Origin of the sequence: Henriciella aquimarina, assembly GCF_002088975.1 — a bacterium.
GTDB lineage: Bacteria > Pseudomonadota > Alphaproteobacteria > Caulobacterales > Hyphomonadaceae > Henriciella > Henriciella aquimarina.
This window is the reverse complement of the sequence record NZ_NCST01000046.1, coordinates 1-2,583: the sequence shown is the minus strand read 5'-3', so window position 1 is coordinate 2,583 and position 2,583 is coordinate 1. Positions and strand designations below refer to the sequence as shown.

Annotated in this window: 4 protein-coding genes; all 4 read left to right on the top strand. The window is 55.0% G+C overall.

All coding sequences use genetic code 11. The features are described from left to right. A partial coding sequence (locus tag B8784_RS07430) for an integrase core domain-containing protein (RefSeq protein ID WP_233355963.1) occupies window positions 1-374 on the top strand: 374 nt, incomplete at its 5' end. Window positions 375-668: 294 nt separating this feature from the next. Then, window positions 669-1,133, top strand: a complete 465-nt coding sequence (locus B8784_RS07425) for a hypothetical protein (protein ID WP_143435351.1) — start codon at window positions 669-671, stop codon at window positions 1,131-1,133. 434 nt (window positions 1,134-1,567) lie between these two features. Continuing rightward, window positions 1,568-1,864, top strand: a complete 297-nt coding sequence (locus tag B8784_RS21245; protein WP_143435350.1) for a hypothetical protein — start codon at window positions 1,568-1,570, stop codon at window positions 1,862-1,864. 446 nt (window positions 1,865-2,310) lie between these two features. Continuing rightward, a partial coding sequence (locus B8784_RS07420) for a transposase (protein ID WP_143435342.1) occupies window positions 2,311-2,583 on the top strand: 273 nt, incomplete at its 3' end.

Below are 2,583 nucleotides of genomic sequence, written 5' to 3'. Positions count from 1 at the left end.
ATGGCACGGAGCTGACCAGTCATGCGATCCTGAAATGGGTGCGCGAGGCCGGCATTGAGTGGCACTACATCGCGCCGGGAAAGCCGACACAGAACGCCTTCGTCGAGAGCTTCAACGGCCGGCTGCGCGACGAGTGCCTGAACGAGCATCTCTTCGACAGTCTCGGTGACGCCCGGCGCATCATCGAAGCCTGGCGGATAGACTACAACACGGTCCGGCCACACACATCACTCGGCGGCCTCAGCCCCGTAACCTACGAACGGCGGCTGCGCCGCCGAAGGCCCGGCTCGCTTGAGCCGCGGGGAAGCTCCACTCCCCGGGCCTTGACCACGCCATCAACAACAGAAAGAAAGGCGAACAGACTCTCCGAATGAACGGCCCGGATCACGGGGCTGGGTCAGGAACTGGCGGCAAAGCAGATTGCGAAGCTGGCGAAACAATTATGGAAGCTGGAAGAGAAAGCTGGTGCGCTCGCACGCGATATTCGCGCACTGACGACTGACGACCTACGCATTCTGCTAACTGTCGCTCAAAATGACGAAATCGAGAAGCACCCTAATCTGGTGAAGTTAGACGAAGGCATTGGTCGAGAGGAATTCTTGCCCATTCAACACTCGGCCTCCTATGCTTCCGAGACCCTAACTAAGCCAGCAGCCAGGTTAGAGCTCTTGAGCGAGTGGTTCGGCTTAGTCGCCGCAGCCCTTGCTGCTCATCACCGCGGAGGCTCGAAAAAGGTCTCGAAGGTGCTCGGAGCCGCGCCCTCTTGGTTCATGGTGCACGATGCATATCGAGTGTGTATTGCGCTTGGGTTTGAACCAACAGGAGCCGAAACTGGCTGGTTTGAACCGTTTTTAGAGCACCTTCGTCACGGCGTTTACGGTCATTATCAAGGCAGCCCCAGGGGATTCATCCGAAACTACATCGAAGCACGAATGATATATGTTGATGCGGCATTCCGGCTAAAAAGCCTAATGTCGGATCAACTCGGTATGCATCCTATCGAGGTGGCGAGGACTTTCGAGAAAATTACTCATGGAAAGACGATCGACGTATCGATCACTGAAGTGACGGGTTTCGACGAGGCAAAAGCGCAATTTTTGAACTTTCGCAGCCGCGTGGATCTAGGAGTGTGATGGATTCATTGAAGGTTTTAACCCTTCCCTATGAAGTTCACTCTCGACCTTCAAAACTTTCCAAGTGATCAAGATCATCATTCTCGCTGCCTAGCTTGGCAGCGGGCGATGCGATCTTGGTGAGAAACTTTCGGCGCATCGTCACACTCCGGTACGAAAGGGACCTTTGCATATACCGGAAGGGCACCACTGAAGGACGATGCCCATGGCAAAGCGGGATGCTCTGAGTTGTCTCGTGAAGAAGCGTCTGAGTGAATGGTCGACAGAGCGGCTCATTTGCACTCCATGCGTTCGGCGGCTCCGGCAGGTAGCGGTGATAATGATGGAGTTGTGGGAGCGCCCGGCCAACTCGGCGGGGACTGCTCCCACTATACCCCGCATTGGCCCACCAACAGATAGCAGCTGGGCGTAGAGACACTTCGAAAGGAAATGGAATGTCAAAACGTGCAAAGCGAACCTCTCGAAAAGACGCTGACAGCCTTTGGCCCGTTGGCTTCTGCTGGAGCGAAAATGTCCAAATGGCAGTTACGCTGGGAGTAAAATTTGGCGCGGTAATTCCCATGATTTGTGTTGATCGGAAACTTGCGGATGGCTCAGTAAAACAAATAGCTTGTATTGAATTGCCACCCGAACTCGTTGGGCCGCTGGTCGAGCGGTTGAAGGAAGCTGGCGACGTTCTCAATCAACTACCTGGCATAGAGACGCGCAGTTATCGCCGCCAGGAGCGCTGACGGAGTTATTACAATGGGCATCCCGAGCGACGCCGCCCCACGAGCATAGGGAGGGATGCCCATTGTAAGAACGGGCCTCACTCGCTCAGCTGCAACTGGGTGGGCATATCAATAGCAAACTCGCCATCATACTCTCTTTTAAAGCAATGACCCTGATGTCGATCGCTTGGAGAAATCTCGGAAAGTTTAAGTCGACAAGCAAGGAATAAGAGCTTGGCACCCGGTTAAGTTCGTAACGCGCACAAACGAGATGCGCAAAAAAAGATAATATGTTCATGGTGTTACGAGTTTTTGACATGGGACAGGCCGTCGGCATAACTAGACTGCTTGTCGAGATTTGCGCATGGCTCACGCATTGCGCGTCCTATTTTCCAATGTCGAGTTTTTGACATGGCATGAACCGCGCCGGGTTTGCCGGAGGCCATTTTCATTGAGAGAGTGGTTTTATGACAGACAGGAAGCAGAGACATCCTTACTCGCCAGAGGTGCGTGAGCGAGCCATTCGGATGGTGATGGAGCATGGCGGGGAGTACCCGTCGCAATGGGCAGCGATCGTCTCGATTGCCGGCAAGATCGGGTGCGTGCCGCAGACGCTGCATGGCTGGGTGGCGCAGGCCGAGCGGGATGCCGGCAAGCGGGCGGGACCAAGCACCGAAGAGCGCGAGCGGATCAAGATGCTTGAGCGCGAAGTGAAGGAGCTTCGCCAGGCGAACGAGATT